Raw genomic sequence first — 16,246 nt, forward strand, 5'->3', positions numbered from 1 at the left:
GGATTCCGGATAGATCGGTGCAACCGGACACCAAAAGTGGAGGAGAAATACAATGAAGAAACTGCTTTTGGGCGTCGCCTTCGCGGCGCTGATGAGTTCATCGGCCATGGCCGCCAAGATCGGCGTGTCGATGGCCAAGTTCGACGACAACTTCCTCACCGTGCTGCGCAACGGCATGATCGCGCAGGCCAAGGGCATGAGCGGCGTCGAGGTGCAGGTCGAGGATGCGCAGAACGACGTCGCCAAGCAGCTCGACCAGATCAAGAACTTCGCCGCCTCGGGCGTCGACGCCATCATCGTCAACCCGGTCGACACCTCGGCGACGCAAGCGATGTCGGATGCAGCGGCCGCTGCCAAGATTCCGCTGGTCTATGTCAACCGCGAGCCGGTCAATGTCGACAAGCTGCCGGACAACCAGGCCTTCGTTGCCTCGAACGAGGCCGATTCCGGCACGCTCGAGACCAAGGAAGCCTGCCGCCTGTTCAAGGAAGCCGGCAAGAAGGAGGCCAATGTCTACGTGATCATGGGCGAGCTTTCCAACCAGGCCGCCGTGCAGCGCACCAAGGACATCGACAATGTGATCGCCACGCCGGATTGCAGCTTCATCAAGATCATCGACAAGCAGACGTCGAACTGGAACCGCGACGAAGCGCAGAACCTGATGACCAACTGGCTGTCGACCGGCAAGAAGTTCGACGGCGTCATCGCCAACAATGACGAAAGCGCCATCGGCGCCATCCAGGCGATGAAGGCCGCCAACATCGACATGAAGTCCGTTGTCGTCGGCGGCGTCGATGCCACGCAGGACGCGCTGGCCGCGATGCAGGCCGGCGATCTCGACGTAACCGTGTTCCAGGACGCGGCCGGCCAGGGCGCGGGCGCGCTGGACGCGGCGCTGAAGCTGGCCAAGGGCGAGAAGGTCGAGCACAAGGTCTACGTGCCCTTCCAGCTGGTCACGCCGGCAAACATCGACAAGTTCCTGAAGAAGAACTGAGCCGCGGCATACGGAGCGGCGCTTTCCACGCAACGATAGCGCCGCTCCCCTTTCCCAAGCGCCGGAAGGCGCGCGAGGACGACCGTGGCTGACGGAGGATAGAAGATTGGCACAGACATCTCACGGCGTCGGCGGGGTCAGCTATGACGCGAAGAAGCGTACATGGCCGGCCGAATTCAACGTCTTCCTGGCACTCGTCATCCTCGTCGTCATCTTCGAATTGATCGGCCGCATCTTTCTCGGCGACAGCTTCCTGTTCAACACACGCAGCGACGTCTCGGGGATCTTCAACGAAGCGCGGCTGCAGATCATCATTTTGCAAGTGTCGATCGTCGGCATCATCGCCATCGGTGTGACGCAGGTGATCATCACCGGCGGCATCGACCTGTCGTCAGGCTCGATCGTCGGCGCGACCGCGATGATCGCCATGAGTTTCGCCCAGGTGGCGACCGTCAACGGCAATCCCAATCCCAAGGCGATGTTCCTGGCGCAGGGCTGGACCGACCTGCCGGTGATCGTGCCGGTGCTGGTGGCGATCGGCTGCGGCCTGCTCGCCGGCCTGGTCAATGGCGCGTTGATTGCCTACACGCGCATCCCGCCCTTCATCGCCACGCTCGGCATGATGGTGACCGCGCGCGGCATCGCCAAATGGTGGTCCAAGGGCCAGCCGATCTCGTTTCCCACCGACAGCTTCGCGGCAATCGGCAAGGGCCTGATGCCGGTCATCATCTTCCTGTCGCTGGCCATCCTGTTCCAGCTGATCATGACCTACACAAGATACGGCAAGCATTGCTATGCGATCGGCTCCAACGAAGACGCCGCGCGCATGTCCGGCATCAAGATCGCCAACCACAAGATCCTTGTCTACGTCATCGCCGGCATACTCGCCGCGCTCGCCGCCGTGGTGCTCTCCTCCAAGAACCTCACCGCGCAGTCCGGCATGGGCGTGATGTATGAACTCGACGCCATCGCCATGGCGGTCATCGGCGGCGTCTCGCTGTCGGGCGGCCGCGGCTCGATCATCGGCACGGTGATCGGCTCGCTGATTTTCGGCGTCATCATCTCCGGCTTCACCTTCCTGCGCCTCGACGCCTACTACCAGGAGATGGTCAAGGGCGTGATCATCGTCGGCGCGGTCGTTCTCGACCAGTGGCGCCAGCGCATGCGGGCATTGAGGGCTTGACCATGGCAGACATCGTCCTGAAGACCGAAAACCTGACCAAGCGCTATGGCGGCGTGCATGCGCTGGAGGGCGCCAACTTCGAACTGCGCAAGGGCGAGCATGTCGCCATCATGGGCGACAACGGCGCCGGCAAGTCGACCTTCGTGCGCCAGATCACCGCCGTCGAGCAGCGGACCAGCGGCAAAATCTGGTTCGACGGCAAGGAAGTGAGCTTCAACGGGCCGATCGAGGCCCGCACCGCGGGCATCGAGACGGTGTTCCAGAACCTGGCGCTGGCCGACGATCTCGACGTGCCGTCGAACCTGTTCCTCGGCCGCGAAAAAGTGCTGTTCAATCTCGGGCCATTCTCGATCCTCGACCGCAAATACATGCGCAAGGCGACCGAGGCGGCATTGGTCCGCACCGCGGTGAAAATTCCCAACCTTTCCAACACCATCCGCCACATGTCGGGCGGCCAGCGTCAGTGCGTGGCGATCGCCAGGACAGCGACCTTCGCGTCCAAGCTGATCATCATGGACGAGCCGACGGCCGCACTCGGCGTGCAGGAGACGGCGCAGGTCGAAAACATCATCCGCACGCTGAAGGACAATGGCGAGCCGCTGATCCTGATCAGCCACAATATGCGCCAGGTGTTCGACCTCTGCGACCGCATCGTGGTGTTCCGGCGCGGCCGCATCGTCGCCAATCTGCGCAAGGAGAACACGGACGGCCAGGACATCGTCTCCTATATCACCGGCGCCAAGACCGGAGAGGCGGAACTCGCGGCCTAGGCCCGCGTGATTACGCGCTTCCCAGACGATCTGGCGCACCAGGAAAACAGCCTTGCCGCCTTTCCCTGACAGGAAGGTGCGGACACAACTCTCTCGAACCATCCCTTTAGAGGACATATCCATGACTGTTCGTTTCGCCCTCCTCGGTGCCGGCCGCATCGGCAAGGTCCACGCCCGCGCCGTCGGCTCCAACCCGCAGGCCAAACTGGTCGCCGTCGCCGACGCCTTCGAGAAGGCAGCGACGGAATTGGCGACAGCCTATGGCGCCGAGGTGCGGACCATCGACGCCATCGAAAAATCCGGGGATATCGACGCCGTCATCATCTGCACGCCGACCGACACCCATGCCGATTTGATCGAACGCTTCGCCAAAGCCGGCAAGGCGATCTTCTGCGAGAAGCCGATCGATCTGAACGTCGAGCGCGTCGAGAAGTGCCTGGCCGTGGTCGAGAAGACCAAGGCGACGCTGATGGTCGGCTTCAACAGGCGCTTCGACCCGCACTTCGCCGCCGTGCGCAAGGCGATCGACGACGGCGCCATCGGCACGGTCGAGATGGTCACCATCACGTCCCGCGATCCCGGCGCGCCGCCGGTCGATTACATCAAGCGCTCGGGCGGCATTTTTCGCGACATGACCATCCATGATTTCGACATGGCGCGCTTCCTGCTCGGCGAGGAGCCTGTGGCGGTCAGCGCCCACGCCTCGGTGCTCGTGGACAAGAAAATCGGCGAGGCCGGCGATTTCGACTCGGTCAGCGTCATACTCGAGACCGCGTCCGGCAAGCAGGCCGTCATCTCCAACTCGCGCCGCGCCACCTATGGCTACGACCAGCGCATCGAGGTGCATGGCTCGAAAGGCATGGTCGCGGCCGAGAACCAGCGGCCAGTGTCGATCGAACTGGCTAACGAGAAGGGCTATACGCGCCCGCCGCTGCACGACTTCTTCATGACCCGCTATCTCGACGCCTATGCCATTGAGATTGCTTCCTTCATTGTCGCCGCAACGAAGGGCACGAAGGCGACGCCGAGCGGCGCGGACGGCCTCGTGGCGCTGAAGCTGGCGGACGCCGCGCTGAAATCAGCAACCACCGGCAAGACCGTCCGTCTCGACAAGTAGTAACCGGAACCCAAGGCACAGGAGCAGAGCGATGAGCGCATCCGCCGATCGCAATTCACAGACACGCGCCATCGTTACTGGCGGCGCGCAAGGCATCGGCTTTGCCGTCGCCGAGGCGCTGGCCGACGAGGGTTGCCGGGCGCTGGCGCTCATCGGCCGCTCCCAGGAGAAGGGCGACAAGGCCGTCGCTCATTTCAAGAAAGCGGGCGTCGATGCGATCTTCATCAGCGCCGACGTATCCAAGGTTGCCGACTGCAAGCGCGCCGTCGCCACCGCGCTCTCGCATTTCGGCACCATCAACGCGCTGGTCAACGCCGCCGCCACTTCCGCACGGGGCTCGCTGGTCGAGACATCGGAAGAACTGTTCGACACGATCTTCGACACCAATGTGCGCGGTCCGTTTTTCCTGATGCAGGGCGTGGTGGCGCATCTCCTGGAGAAAAAGGCGCCCGGCTCGATCGTCAACGTGCTGTCAATGTCGGCGCATACCGGCCAGTCGTTTCTGACGCCCTATTCGACCAGCAAGGGCGCACTGATGACGCTGACCAAGAACGTCGCCAATGCCTATCGCTTCAACCGCATCCGCTGCAATGCCGTGCTGCCCGGCTGGATGGACACTGAAGGCGAGGACATCGTGCAGAAGAAGTGGCACGACGCCCCGGATGACTGGCTGGCGAAAGCCGAGGCCGCGCAGCCGATGGGCCAACTGGTGAAGCCGGACCAATTGGCTCGGCTGATCAGCTACATGGTCAGCCCGCAATCGGGCGTCATGACAGGATCGCTGGTCGACTACGACCAGAGCGTTGCGGGGGCGTCACCGGAATAATCTCACCAGGCGTCCACGCACCGAGAGACCCTCCCTTCCCTGTTGCCGCCGCTTCGCCATTCCCATATATAGTCAAGATGGTCAGAATGGTCATGGAGGTCGAAGTGCCGCCTGCGCCCAAACAGGGTACCAACTGGACGGTTGCTGGGGCAAAAGCCCGGCTCTCGGAGGTTATCGAGCGCGCCCAGTCTTCGCCGCAGACGATCACCAGAAACGGCAAACCAAGCGTGGTTGTCGTCTCGGCCGAGGAATGGCAGCGGAAGACCGTGCGCAAGGGTACGCTAGCACAGTTCCTGCTGGAGTCGCCGCTGCGCGGCGCCGATCTCGACCTTGAGCGTCAGCGCGACGAGCCGCGTGACCTGCCGTTGTGAGACTGCTGCTCGACACGAATGTCCTGTCCGAGGTGACAAGGCCGGCGCCGGACGCACGCGTCCTGGACTGGCTGCACGGGCTTGATGAGGACCGTTCATTCATCAGCGTCGTATCGATCGCCGAGATTCGGCGCGGCGTCGCCCTCATGGATGAGGGCCGGAAACGCGAGGCACTGGCCGAGTGGCTTGCCCGGGACCTGCCGCAGCGCTTCGAGCAAAGGGTTCTTCCGGTGGACGAACCGGTTGCCCTGGCCTGGGGCGACCTGATTGGTCTGGCGAAGCGTCGCGGTCGCGGTCTGTCGTCGATGGACGGCCTGATTGCAGCGACCGCGATTGCGCAGGAGCTCACCTTGGCAACGCGCAACACGAAGGATTTCGAAGGCTTTGGACTTGAACTCTTCGATCCCTGGACCGCGTAAGCTGCTCGACCCCTGCATGCCTTGGCGATTAGCGGAAACGCCCATCACGTCGTCATCCACGGGCGGAGCAAGGAGCGTAGCGACGAGGCGCAGACCCGAGGATCCATGCCGCGACTTCGAAGCGTTGCGGCGGTGCAGAATTCTGCTCCGCTGCGCTCTTCTACCAGGGTTACGGAATGGATCCCAGGGTCTCCGCGACGGAGCTTCGCTCCTGCTTCGCCTGGGATGACGAAATCGCGAGGGTTCGGCCATCCCGAATTGTCTCCGCATCACCCACGTGACAAACGTCCCGGCTTCGACTATATCAGCCGCATGATCCATCTGACCGCCACCTATTGGTACTTTAGCAGCTCGCTGGCGGCGGGAGGATTGCGCTCGATCTGAAGATTGCAGCAACAAGATCCGAACAGCCGCCAGACCTGGCGGCTTTTTTGTTTCAGCCGGCAGGTTCCCAAACAGGAGCAGAAAAGCCGTGTTGACCACCACAGACGACCTTCGGGTCAAGGAAATCCGAGAACTGAGCACACCCGACCAGGTGATGCGGGAAATCCCGCGCACGCTGACGGCGACGCGCACCGTCAGCGCGTCGCGCAACGCGATCCACGCGATTCTGAACGGGACCGACGACCGGCTGCTTGTTGTCGTCGGCCCCTGTTCGATCCACGATCCGGTCGCTGCGGTCGACTATGCCAGCCGTCTGGCGGCGCTGCGCGAGGCCCTGTCCGACCGGCTGGAGATCGTGATGCGGGTCTATTTCGAAAAGCCGCGCACGACGGTCGGCTGGAAAGGGCTGATCAACGATCCCGACCTGGACGGCAGCTTCAACATCGACAAGGGGCTGCGGATGGCGCGCAATGTGCTGTCCGCCGTCAACAATCTCGGCCTGCCGGCGGCGACCGAGTTCCTCGACATGACCACGCCGCAATATATTGCCGACCTCGTCGCCTGGGGTGCCATCGGCGCGCGCACGACCGAGAGCCAGATCCATCGCGAGCTCGCCTCCGGCCTCTCCTGCCCGGTCGGCTTCAAGAACGGCACCGACGGCAATCTCAGGATCGCCGCCGAGGCGGTGAAATCCGCTGCCCAGCCGCACCATTTCATGGCGGTGACCAAGGGCGGGCGCAGCGGCATCGCGACCACCACGGGCAATGAGGACTGCCACGTCATCCTGCGCGGCGGCGTTCAGCCCAATTATGACGCGGCGAGCGTCGAGGCTGCCTCGGTGGAACTCGCCCGCATCGGTGTCGCACCCCGGCTGATGATCGATGTCAGCCATGCCAACAGCTCGAAAAAGCCGGAGAACCAACCAAAAGTGGCGGCCGACGTAGCGGGCCAGGTGGCGGCGGGCGACGAGCGCATCGTCGGCGTCATGATCGAGAGCAATCTCGTCGCCGGCCGGCAGGACGTGATGCCGGGCAAGCCGCTCGTCTACGGCCAGAGCATCACCGATGGCTGCATCGACTGGGCGACCACCGAGACCGTGCTGCATGGCCTTGCCGGTGCCGTCGAGTGGCGCCGATCGGCACGCCGCGCCATGATGGAAAGCCGGCAGGGCGCCGCCTGATCCGATGGCGATGTGGGAAGGGCGGCGGGTCGAGGTTCAGCCAGGATCACGCCATCCTTAGAGCGGTTCACCGCTTCACCGAAACGGTGAACCGCTCTAACTCTTTGTTTTGACGCAATTCCCTAGGGAAAGCGCTACGCGCTTTTCCCGGGGAAACCCGTTTCATAGTTTCCTGGCATTATTCTGGCCGGGGGATCGCCGCTGCGATCGAACCTGGATCGAAATGACGTCGATTTGGTAGTGAGGAGGGCCGCAACGTAGCGCACGCTCGGCCTCCCCTTGCATGCCACCAGTCCGCATGCTAGATACTGAACCATATGGTTCAGTATTCTCAGCCGCGCTTCGACGCCTCCTTCGCCGCGCTCTCGGACGCCACCCGACGCGGCGTTCTGGAGCAGCTCGGCCGTGCGGACGCTTCGATCACGGACCTTGCCGAGAAGTTCCACATGACCCTCACGGGCATGAAGAAGCATGTCGGCGTCTTGGAGCAGGCCGGGCTCGTGACCACTGAGAAGGTCGGGCGCGTGCGGACCTGCAGGCTCGGCCTGCGCAGACTGGAGGAAGAGGCGGCATGGATCGAGAGCTACCGCCAGCTCTGGGGCGCGCGCTTCGACGCGTTGGACAAGGTTGTTGAGGAATTGAACGGGAAGGAGAAGGTCGATGGACGCAGGAAGAGAGAGTGAGCCTAACCCTTTGAAGAACGGCACAATGGTGGAACGGAAATCGGAGCGTGAGCTGGTCGTCACGCGAACCTTCAACGGCCCGGCGCGCATCGTGTTCGAGGCGTGGACCAAGCCCGAGCTGTTCATGCGGTGGTGGGCACCGAAGTCGATGGGCGTGCCACTGCTTTCCTGCGAGATGGATGTCCGTGTCGGAGGCAAATACCGTGTTGCGTTTGGCCAGGATGCCTCGAAGCCTATGGTATTCTTCGGAAAGTACATCGAAGTGATACCTAACTCGCGCCTCGTCTGGACGAATGAGGAAAGCGATGACGCTGCCGTGACCACGGTGACCTTCGAGGAAAAAGGCGGCAAGACGCTGCTGGTCCTGCGCGAACTCTATCCCTCGAAGGAAGCTCTCGACAGTGCCATCGCCGGGATGGAAGGCGGGATGCCCGAGCAGTTCGAGCAGCTGGACGAGCTTCTCGTCACCCTTGGCGCGAATGTGGGACGGTCGTGAGTCGACGATCTCGCGGTCGGCTGCCTGGCTCTTCACTGAGCGCGCGGCAGCATTCCCTCCCGTTGTGGGGAGGGTCAGGGTGGGAGTCCTCTTCGCAAGAAATCCATGTCCTACGCCGCCCTCAGGCCCTCCCATGCGGTGAACACCGAGACCGCGAAGAGCAGCAGCCCCGCCGCCCGGCCGGCAAGAATGGTCGCCTGTGGATTGGCGATCAAAAGCTTGCGGCTGCGGCCGGCTGATATTGCGAGCCCGCCATAGATCGCGGCCTGCGTGAAGACCGTCAGCAGGCCCATGATTGTCGCCTGCATCCAGATCGGGCCGTAGTCCGGCTTCAAAAACTGCGGATAGACGGCCAGCACGAACAGGTAGGCCTTCGGATTGATCAGGCAGGTGACAAAGCCCTGGCGAAATGCCTTCCAGGCGGAACGGTTGCCGGCAGGCCCGTCCTGACCGACGGTGATGGAGCTGCGCATCAGCGTGATGCCGATATAAGCCATGTAGGCGGCGCCGGCGATCAGCAGCGGCTTGAACAGGATCGGCACGAAATGCATGAGCAGGCCGACGCCGACGGCGCCGTTCAGCGTGTGCACCATGCCGCCGACCATGATGCCGCCGGTTGCGGCAAGACCGCTGTCGCGTCCGCCGGTCAGTGCATTGGCAAGCACGAACAGCATATCCATGCCCGGAACGGCGATGATGCCGAACAGGACGATAAAGAAAAGCCAGAGATTTTCTGCGTAACCCATGTCAGTTGCCTGTCGCCTCACCCCGCGAAGCCGCAGCGGAATCTGTTGATTTTCAATTCGGTAGGCGGTCGTATAGATCAATCCAACTGACGATGGTGTGTCAGTTGTGATCGGCACCGGACGGGAAAAATGCGCAAGGCGTCACGCCTGTTCGAGATCATCCAGATCCTGCGGCTGGCGAGGCAGCCGGTGACGGCGGCAATGATTGCCGAGCGGCTGGAGGTGACGATCCGCTCGATCTACCGCGATATCGCGGCACTGCAGGCGATGCGTGTGCCGATCGAAGGTGGGCGCGGCATCGGCTATGTCTTGCGTCCCGGCTTCGACCTGCCGCCGCTGATGTTTTCGATCGAGGAGATGGAGGCGATCATGCTGTCGCTGGCGCTGCTGGAGCGCACGGGAGACGATGAGCTCAAGCAGGCGGCCAAGCGTGTCAGCGCCAAGATCGCCGGCGCGGTGCCGCCGCCTTTGCGACAGACATTCGACGCCAACGCACTGCATGCCTGGGGGTTCGCCGCGCCCTCGACCGGTGCGATCGACCTGGCACTGGTGCGCCGCGCCATCCGCGACGAGGAAAAGCTCGACCTTGCCTATCGCGACGAGCTTGGCCGCGCCACCGAGCGCCTGATCCGCCCGATCGCGCTCATCTACTACGCGGAAACGGCCAACATCGTCGCCTGGTGCGAGCTGCGCCAGGCGATCCGCAATTTCCGCAGCGACCGGATCGCGGATTGCCAGCCGACCGGACTACGCTTCAAGGGCGAAGGGGATAGGCTGAGGCAGGTCTGGGTGGAGGGCTGGGAGCCCCCCGCCGGCGGCTGAGACGGCGATCGCGAAATGCGTGTCGGACGAGGCTACCTCACATCCACCCAGCGCTTCTCCTCGAAGGAGCGCGCCATCGCGTGCACGGTGCGCTCGATCTCCAGGCCTTCGGCGAACTCGATGAGCCGCGCCGGCTTGCCGGCAAGCCGGGTCAGCAATTCGTGGCACTCGATGATCTTGAGGTCATTGAAGCCGAGGCCGTGCCCGGGTGCCGGCAGGAAAGCGTCATAGGGCCTGTGATGCGGCGCCACCAATATGGTGCGGTAGCCCTGTTCGGTCGGACGATCTGATGTCACGTAGAGCTGGAGTTCGTTCATCCGCTCCTGGTCGAACAGGATCGATCCTTTCGAGCCGAAGATCTGGATGGCGATGCGGCCCTTGCGGCCCCAGGCCGAGCGGTTGACCTGAAGCGTGCCGGCAATGCCGTTTTCCAGATGCATCAGCACGCTGGCGATGTCGTAGGTTTCGACCGCGCGGCGTCCGCCTGTCGCGAGCTTGCGATCGGCATAGGGCTTGGCCATGTCGCAGATGACGCTGGCGACGCGGCCGAACAGCACCGAGACCAGCGACAGCGGATGCACGGCGAAATCGTCGAGCGCGCCGTAGCCGGAAGCGGCTTCGTGCTTCCAGAAGAACAGCGCTTCCGGATCGGCCATGAAATCCTCGTCCATCTCGATGCGCAGATGGTTGACCTCGCCGATGATCTTCTCGTCGAGCAGCGCGCCGATGTGGCGGATGGCCGGGCTTTGGATGTAGTTGTAGCCAAGGGCGGCGATCTTGCCTGATTTCTTCGCCGCGGCCGCCATCGCCTCGGCTTCGGCAAAGCTCGGCGCCATCGGCTTTTCGCACCATAGATGCTTGCCCGCTTCGAGGATGGCGATGGCCATTTCCGGATGGAACTGGTTGGGCGTGGTCAGCGAGACGAGATCGACCTCAGGGTCGTTGACGACGGCGCGCCAGTCGCCGGACGCCTTGGCGAAGCCGAATTCGCCTGCCTTGCGCCTGGCAAGGTCCTCATTGACCTCGCCGAGATGGACGAGCCGTGGCTTGGCCACGTCCGGAAAGACGGCACCGACGGCGCTCCACGCAATGGCGTGGCATTTGCCCATGAAGCCCGTACCGATAAGACCTACGCCGACCATCTTGCCTTGTCCTCCATTGCCTCAAGCGCCGCGTGGATGAATTAATCCATTTCTTCCTGGAATGGAATGTCTGCCTCATTTTTAATGGTGTTCTTGCGCAGGCTCGCTATGATGGGGCAGAGAGGACGCCTCACCGATGAGCTTGGACGGGCCGACGATGGACGAACGGGTACCTCGCGACTTCGAGACGCTGCGCGCCACGATCCTCGATCGGCGCGAGAGCCTGCCGAAGCGTATCGCGCAGATCGCCGCCTATGCGCTCGACAATCCCGACGATATCGCCTTCGGCACCGCCGCCAGCATCGCCGCCTCGGCCGGCGTGCAGCCGTCGACCCTGATCCGCTTTGCGCAGCAGCTTGGCTTCGACGGCTTCACCAGCCTGCAGCAGGTGTTTCGCGAACGGCTGCGCGAGCGCAACTCGTCCTATGACGAACGCTTGCAGGCGCTGCGCGCCAAGGCCGAGGACGGTGCCGGCCATCGGGCCATCTTCGACGGGTTCGTCGCCGCCGCCAGCACCTCGCTCAACGACATTTCGCGCACGCTTGACGACGCCCATCTGGAAGATGCGATTTCGCTGCTGGCCAAGGCGCAGACCATCTATGTACTGGCCAAGCGCCGCTCCTATCCTGTGGCGACCTACATCGCCTATGCTCTGGGCAAACTGAAGATCCGCAACCAGCTGATCGAATCGGCCGCCGGCCTGAATGCCGAGATGGTCGCCTTCGCGACGCCGGCGGATGCCGTCATCGCCATCTCTTTTTCGCCCTATGCCCCGGCCACCATCGAGGAAGCACGCACCCTTGCGGAACAGGGCGTGCCGATCGTCGCCATCACCGACAGCTCGTTTTCGCCGCTTGCCCAGTTCGCCAGTGTCTGGTTCGAGGTTGCCGAGGCGGACTTCGCCGGCTTCCGTTCGCTATCGGCGACGATGGCTCTGGCCATGGCGCTGACCGTCGGCGTCGGTGAGAAGCGGCGCGACGCGGGCAGGAAACGCAAGGCCTGATCGATCACGCTTTCTTCTTTGATCATGATATTTTCCGAAAACCGGCAGCCACTTTTCGCTTACGCGGTCCTGCGGTTCGGGATCATGGTCAGGCAATTTTAGCCTAGGGAATGCTCATTCCATATTGACTATGGATTGGAATTATTATTTCATATTGCCGGCACCACGCTGCCGCTCGCGCGTGTTACCCAAACAATGTTGTTCATGACAACAAGACTGACGGGAGGTTCCAATGAGCGAAGCCGTGGACGCAAAACAGGCGCCGCTCGACGTCATCACCATCGGCCGCGCTTCCGTCGATCTTTATGGCCAGCAGATCGGCTCGCGGCTGGAGGACATTACTTCGTTCGCCAAGTCGGTCGGCGGCTGCCCGGCCAACATTTCGGTCGGCACGGCGAGGCTTGGCCTGCGCTCGGCGCTGCTCACGCGCGTCGGCGACGAGCAGATGGGCCGCTTCATCCGCGAGCAGCTCAAGCGCGAAGGTGTCAATGTCGACGGGCTGAAAACCGACAAGGAGCGGCTGACCGCGCTGGTGCTGCTCTCGGTCGAGAGCGAAGGCGTTTCGCCGATGATCTTTTATCGCAGCGACTGCGCCGACATGGCGCTGGCGCCGGAAGACATCGACGAGGCGTTCATCGGCTCGGCGCGCTCGATTGTCGTCACCGGCACGCATTTTTCCCGCCCCAACAGCGATGCCGCCCAGCGCAAGGCGATCCGCATCATGAAGTCCAAGGGCGGCAAGGTTGTCTTCGACATCGACTATCGGCCCAATTTGTGGGGCCTTGCCGGCCATGCCGAGGGCTTCGAGCGCTACGTCAAGTCGGACCGGGTCTCGGCCCAGCTGAAGAGCGTGCTTCCCGATTGCGATCTCATCGTCGGCACCGAGGAAGAGATCATGATCGCGTCTGGCGCCGATGATTGCCTGAGCGCGCTGAAGACGATCCGCGCGCTGTCCTCGGCGACCATTGTGCTCAAGCGCGGCGCCATGGGCTGCATCGTCTATGACGGGCCGATCAGCGACGATCTCGAGGACGGCGTCGTCGGCAAGGGCTTCCCGATCGAGATCTATAATGTGCTGGGAGCAGGCGATGCCTTCATGTCCGGCTTCCTGCGCGGCTGGCTCGGCGGCGAAAGCCTCGAAACCGCGGCAACCTGGGCCAATGCCTGCGGCGCGTTTGCCGTGTCGCGGCTGCTGTGCGCGCCGGAATATCCGACCTTCGAGGAGCTGCAGTTCTTCCTCAAGAACGGCAGCAAGCATCGGGCGCTGCGCAAGGACGAGGCGATCAACCACATCCATTGGGCAACGATCCGCCGGCGCGACGTTCCCTCGCTGATGGCGCTTGCCTGTGACCATCGCGTGCAGCTCGAGGACGTCGCGGCAAAGGCCGGCGCCGATCCGGCGCGCATTCGCGATTTCAAGGTGCTGGCGGTCAAGGCGGCGGCCAAGGTCGCCGCCGGCCGCGACGGCTACGGCATGCTGATCGACGAGAAACATGGCCGCGAGGCGATGTTCGAATTCGCCCGCCACCCCTTCGCCTGGCTTGGCCGCCCGGTCGAGCTGCCGGGCTCACGGCCGCTGCGCTTCGAATTCTCGCAGGATATCGGCTCGCAATTGGTGGAATGGCCTGTCGATCATTGCATCAAGTGCCTGTGCTTCTATCATCCCGACGATCCGGCGGATTTGAAGGAAGAGCAGCAGCAGAAGCTGCGCGCGCTGTTCGAAGCCGCGCGGAAGGTCGGCCGCGAATTGCTGGTCGAGATCATCGCCGGCAAGCACGGCAAGCTCGACGACACGACCATTCCGCGCGCGCTGGAAGAACTCTATGCGCTCGGCATCAAACCGGACTGGTGGAAGCTCGAACCGCAGGCGTCGAGCGGCGCCTGGGCCAGGATCGAAGCAGCCATCCTGAAGCACGATCCGTGGTGCCGTGGCATCGTGCTGCTTGGCTTGGAAGCGCCGCAGGACGAGCTGGAGGCTGCCTTTGCCGCCACCGCCAAGGCGCCCATCGTCAAGGGTTTTGCGGTCGGCCGCACGATCTTCGTGCACGCGGCCGAACAATGGCTGGCCGGCAAGATGACGGATGACGAGGCTGTCGCCGACATGGCGTCGCGCTTCGAGCAATTGACCGAGGCATGGCTTGCCGCGCGCGGCCGCAAAGCAGCATAAGAAGGGCGCGGCATAAGGACTGCGGAGGAAAACACCATGAGCAAGACAATCCGCCTGACGATGGCGCAGGCGCTGACCCGCTTCCTGTCCCGCCAGATGACGGAGATCGACGGCAAGACGGTGCCGATCTTCGGCGGTGTCTGGGCGATCTTCGGCCACGGCAATGTCGCCGGCATCGGCGAGGCGCTCTACCAGGTGCGCGACGAACTGCCGACCTTCCGTGCCCACAACGAGCAGGCGATGGCGCATGCGGCGATCGCCTATGCCAAGGCCAATTTCCGCCGCCGGTTCATGGCCGCGACCTCTTCAATCGGCCCCGGCGCGCTCAACATGGTGACGGCGGCGGCACTTGCGCATGTAAACAGGTTGCCCGTCCTGTTTTTGCCTGGCGACGTCTTCGCCAACCGCATTCCCGATCCGGTGCTGCAGCAGGCCGAAGACTTTTCCGACGGGACGGCCACCGTCAATGACTGCTTCCGTCCCGTATCGCGCTATTTCGACCGCATCACGCGGCCGGAGCAGATCATTCCGGCGCTCAATCGCGCGATGCAGGTGCTGACCGATCCGGCCGATTGCGGCCCGGTGACGCTGTCGCTGTGCCAGGATGTGCAGGCCGAGGCCTATGATTATCCGGAGAGCTTCTTTGCCCAGCGGGTCTGGCATCAGCGCCGGCCGCGCCCGGACCGCCACGAGCTTGCCGCAGCTGTCGCGGCGCTCAAGGGTGCGAAAAAGCCGCTGGTGATCGCCGGCGGCGGCGTGCTCTATTCGCAGGCCTCGGACGAACTGGTAAAATTCGTCGAAAGCGCAGGCATTCCGGTCTGCGAGACGCAAGGGGGCAAATCCTCGCTGCCGGACAATCATCCGCTCAACATGGCGGCGGTCGGCGTCACCGGAACCTCGGCCGCCAACCGGCTGGCTGAGGAAGCCGATGTCGTCCTCGCCATCGGCACGCGCCTGCAGGATTTCACCACCGGATCGTGGGCCCTGTTCAAGAACTCCGGCAAGACCATTGTCGGGCTGAACGTGCAGCCTTTCGATGCCGGCAAGCATCGCGCGCTGTCGCTGGTCGCCGATGCGGCCGAGGGGCTTGCCGAACTGGGCGCCGCGCTGAAGGGCTGGAAGGCGCCTTCCGCCTGGACCGAGAATGCAGCCACCGGCAAGAAAGCCTGGCAGGCCGACGCGGCCAAGGTGACGGCGTCGACCAATGCTGCCTTCCCGTCCGACGCGCAGGTGATCGGCGCCGTGCAGCGCGCCATGGGCTCAGGCGTGACGCTGCTGCATGCGGCGGGCGGCCTGCCGGGCGAATTGCACAAGCTTTGGCAGGCCGGCGCGCCCGGCTCCTATCATGCCGAATACGGCTTCTCGACCATGGGCTACGAGATCGCCGGCGGGCTCGGCACCAAGATGGCCAAGCCCGACGAAGAGGTCGTCGTGATGATCGGCGACGGCTCGTACCTGATGCTGAATTCCGAGATCGCCACCTCGGTTATGCTCGGCCTGAAGCTGACCATCGTGCTGCTCGACAACCGCGGCTATGGCTGCATCAACCGGCTGCAGATGGCGACCGGCGGCGCCAACTTCAACAATCTCCTGAAGGACGCTCGCCACGAGATCCTGCCTGATATCGACTTCGCAGCGCATGCGGCGAGCATGGGCGCGATCGCCGAGAAGGTGCCGTCGATCGCCGGGCTCGAAAACGCGCTGCAGAAGGCCAAAAAGAACGACCGCACCACCGTGCTGGTCATCGACACCGATCCGCTGGTCTCCACCGATGCCGGCGGCCACTGGTGGGATGTGGCGGTGCCGGAAGTGTCTGCGCGGCCCCAGGTCAACGCGGCGCGCAAGGCCTATGACGAGAAGCGGCAGATGCAAAGCGTCGGTGACTGACGCTGGCGCCGCCAACCCCACCTCCCCTTGTGGGGAGGTCGGACCAAAGGTCCGGG

General features: G+C 63.5%; 17 protein-coding genes. 15 read left to right on the forward strand and 2 right to left on the reverse strand.

All coding sequences use genetic code 11. The annotated features are described in order from the left end of the window. The first annotated feature begins 52 nt into the window (after positions 1-52). The 11 genes from JT360_RS03480 to JT360_RS03530 all read left to right on the forward strand — a co-directional run bounded on the left by JT360_RS03480 (position 53) and on the right by JT360_RS03530 (position 8,423). On the forward strand, positions 53-994 hold the full coding sequence (locus JT360_RS03480) for a sugar ABC transporter substrate-binding protein (protein WP_214470158.1): 942 nt from the start codon (positions 53-55) through the stop codon (positions 992-994). Positions 995-1,100: 106 nt separating this feature from the next. Next, positions 1,101-2,177, forward strand: a complete 1,077-nt coding sequence (locus JT360_RS03485; RefSeq protein WP_214470159.1) for an ABC transporter permease — start codon at positions 1,101-1,103, stop codon at positions 2,175-2,177. 2 nt (positions 2,178-2,179) lie between these two features. Next, positions 2,180-2,947, forward strand: coding sequence for an ATP-binding cassette domain-containing protein (locus JT360_RS03490; protein WP_214470160.1), 768 nt, complete (start codon positions 2,180-2,182; stop codon positions 2,945-2,947). A 121-nt stretch (positions 2,948-3,068) separates the two neighbouring features. Next, the gene (gene iolG, locus JT360_RS03495) at positions 3,069-4,064 is read left to right on the forward strand and encodes an inositol 2-dehydrogenase (protein ID WP_214470161.1); all 996 of its coding nucleotides are present in this window, start codon (positions 3,069-3,071) and stop codon (positions 4,062-4,064) included. Between the two features lie 31 nt (positions 4,065-4,095). Then, positions 4,096-4,890 carry an SDR family oxidoreductase gene (locus tag JT360_RS03500; protein ID WP_214470162.1) on the forward strand — a complete coding sequence of 265 codons (795 nt, stop codon included), beginning with the start codon at positions 4,096-4,098 and terminating at the stop codon, positions 4,888-4,890. A 77-nt stretch (positions 4,891-4,967) separates the two neighbouring features. Beyond that, positions 4,968-5,261 carry a type II toxin-antitoxin system prevent-host-death family antitoxin gene (locus JT360_RS03505; protein WP_502845454.1) on the forward strand — a complete coding sequence of 98 codons (294 nt, stop codon included), beginning with the start codon at positions 4,968-4,970 and terminating at the stop codon, positions 5,259-5,261. Further along, positions 5,258-5,680, forward strand: coding sequence for a type II toxin-antitoxin system VapC family toxin (locus JT360_RS03510; RefSeq protein WP_214470164.1), 423 nt, complete (start codon positions 5,258-5,260; stop codon positions 5,678-5,680). The genes JT360_RS03505 and JT360_RS03510 overlap by 4 nt, the downstream gene beginning before the upstream one ends. Positions 5,681-5,905: 225 nt before the next feature. Then, a complete protein-coding gene (locus JT360_RS03515) occupies positions 5,906-6,064 on the forward strand; it encodes a hypothetical protein (protein WP_214470165.1) in 159 nt (52 codons plus the stop codon). An 88-nt stretch (positions 6,065-6,152) separates the two neighbouring features. Continuing rightward, entirely contained in the window at positions 6,153-7,244 is a 1,092-nt protein-coding gene (locus tag JT360_RS03520) for a 3-deoxy-7-phosphoheptulonate synthase (RefSeq protein ID WP_214470166.1), read from the forward strand. A 317-nt stretch (positions 7,245-7,561) separates the two neighbouring features. Then, positions 7,562-7,927, forward strand: a complete 366-nt coding sequence (locus JT360_RS03525) for an ArsR/SmtB family transcription factor (RefSeq protein ID WP_214470167.1) — start codon at positions 7,562-7,564, stop codon at positions 7,925-7,927. After that, a complete protein-coding gene (locus tag JT360_RS03530) occupies positions 7,905-8,423 on the forward strand; it encodes an SRPBCC family protein (protein ID WP_214470168.1) in 519 nt (172 codons plus the stop codon). Before JT360_RS03525 ends, JT360_RS03530 begins: the two co-directional genes overlap by 23 nt. Positions 8,424-8,533: 110 nt before the next feature. Here JT360_RS03530 and JT360_RS03535 read toward each other — a convergent pair whose 3' ends face one another. Continuing rightward, positions 8,534-9,169 carry a LysE family translocator gene (locus JT360_RS03535; RefSeq protein WP_214470169.1) on the reverse strand — a complete coding sequence of 212 codons (636 nt, stop codon included), beginning with the start codon at positions 9,167-9,169 and terminating at the stop codon, positions 8,534-8,536. 129 nt (positions 9,170-9,298) lie between these two features. On the opposite strand from JT360_RS03535, the gene JT360_RS03540 reads away from it, so the two are divergent. Further along, positions 9,299-9,991, forward strand: a complete 693-nt coding sequence (locus tag JT360_RS03540; RefSeq protein ID WP_214470170.1) for a helix-turn-helix transcriptional regulator — start codon at positions 9,299-9,301, stop codon at positions 9,989-9,991. A gap of 32 nt (positions 9,992-10,023) precedes the next feature. Here the strand turns inward: JT360_RS03540 and JT360_RS03545 are convergent, their stop codons facing one another. Continuing rightward, positions 10,024-11,133, reverse strand: coding sequence for a Gfo/Idh/MocA family protein (locus JT360_RS03545; RefSeq protein WP_214470171.1), 1,110 nt, complete (start codon positions 11,131-11,133; stop codon positions 10,024-10,026). 157 nt (positions 11,134-11,290) lie between these two features. Here JT360_RS03545 and JT360_RS03550 point away from each other — a divergent pair, with 157 nt between their 5' ends. The 3 genes from JT360_RS03550 to iolD all read left to right on the forward strand — a co-directional run bounded on the left by JT360_RS03550 (position 11,291) and on the right by iolD (position 16,190). Continuing rightward, the gene (locus JT360_RS03550; RefSeq protein WP_214470409.1) at positions 11,291-12,136 is read left to right on the forward strand and encodes a MurR/RpiR family transcriptional regulator; all 846 of its coding nucleotides are present in this window, start codon (positions 11,291-11,293) and stop codon (positions 12,134-12,136) included. A 232-nt stretch (positions 12,137-12,368) separates the two neighbouring features. Beyond that, positions 12,369-14,303, forward strand: a complete 1,935-nt coding sequence (locus JT360_RS03555) for a bifunctional 5-dehydro-2-deoxygluconokinase/5-dehydro-2-deoxyphosphogluconate aldolase (RefSeq protein ID WP_214470172.1) — start codon at positions 12,369-12,371, stop codon at positions 14,301-14,303. Between the two features lie 36 nt (positions 14,304-14,339). Next, entirely contained in the window at positions 14,340-16,190 is a 1,851-nt protein-coding gene (gene iolD / locus JT360_RS03560; RefSeq protein ID WP_214470173.1) for a 3D-(3,5/4)-trihydroxycyclohexane-1,2-dione acylhydrolase (decyclizing), read from the forward strand. The last annotated feature ends 56 nt before the right edge of the window (positions 16,191-16,246 follow it).

This window comes from Mesorhizobium sp. dw_380 (assembly GCF_018588885.1).
In the GTDB taxonomy this organism is placed as follows: domain Bacteria; phylum Pseudomonadota; class Alphaproteobacteria; order Rhizobiales; family Rhizobiaceae; genus Mesorhizobium.